Genomic DNA, 1,184 nt, shown 5'->3' with positions numbered 1-1,184 from the left:
TTAAGCGAAGATTTTAGCTACAACACCAGCACCAACAGTACGGCCACCTTCACGGATTGCGAAGCGTAGACCTTCGTCCATTGCGATTGGAGCAATTAGCTCAACCGTCATTTGAACGTTATCACCTGGCATTACCATTTCTACGCCTTCAGGTAGAGTGATATCGCCAGTTACGTCAGTTGTACGGAAGTAGAACTGTGGACGGTAACCTTTGAAGAAAGGAGTGTGACGGCCGCCTTCATCTTTTGAAAGTACGTACACTTCTGACTCAAATTTAGTGTGTGGGTTGATTGAACCTTTAGCAGAAAGTACTTGGCCACGTTCAACTTCATCACGCTTAGTACCACGTAAAAGTGCACCAACGTTCTCACCTGCACGACCTTCGTCAAGCAGTTTACGGAACATTTCAACACCAGTACATGTAGAAACTGTAGTTTCTTTGATACCAACGATTTCTACTTCGTCACCTACACGTAGAATACCACGTTCGATACGACCAGTTACAACTGTACCACGACCTTGAATTGAGAATACATCTTCAATTGGTAGTAGGAACGGTTGGTCTACTGCACGCTCTGGCTCTGGAATGTAAGAATCTAGTGCTTCTGCAAGCTCAACGATCTTAGCTTCCCATTGCTCTTCGCCGTTTAGTGCGCCAAGTGCTGAACCTTGGATTACTGGTAGGTCGTCGCCTGGGAATTCGTATTCAGAAAGAAGTTCACGAACTTCCATTTCTACTAGCTCAAGAAGCTCTTCATCATCAACCATGTCACATTTGTTCATGAATACGATGATGTAAGGGATACCAACTTGACGACCAAGTAGGATGTGCTCACGAGTTTGTGGCATTGGGCCATCTGTCGCAGCAACAACTAGGATACCACCATCCATTTGAGCAGCACCAGTGATCATGTTTTTAACATAATCGGCGTGTCCAGGACAGTCTACGTGTGCGTAGTGACGAGATGGAGTATCGTACTCAACGTGAGAAGTTGAGATTGTGATACCACGCTCGCGCTCTTCTGGAGCGTTATCGATAGATGCGAAGTCTTTAGCTTGACCACCGTACACTTTTGCAAGTGTAGTACAGATAGCAGCTGTTAGAGTTGTTTTACCGTGGTCAACGTGGCCGATAGTACCAACGTTTACGTGCGGTTTCGTACGTTCAAATTTTTCTTTAGACA

General features: G+C 45.4%; 1 protein-coding gene. It reads right to left on the bottom strand.

Annotated elements, in window-relative coordinates:
* Positions 1 to 1,184 (bottom strand): elongation factor Tu (tuf, locus tag BCU68_RS15585; protein ID WP_102565672.1); only part of this gene is annotated, 1,184 nt, incomplete at its 5' end.

It is taken from the genome of Vibrio sp. 10N.286.49.B3 (assembly GCF_002873395.1).
GTDB lineage: Bacteria > Pseudomonadota > Gammaproteobacteria > Enterobacterales > Vibrionaceae > Vibrio.
Note: the sequence above shows the minus strand (reverse complement) of the source record. Positions and strands in the feature narration are given on the sequence as shown.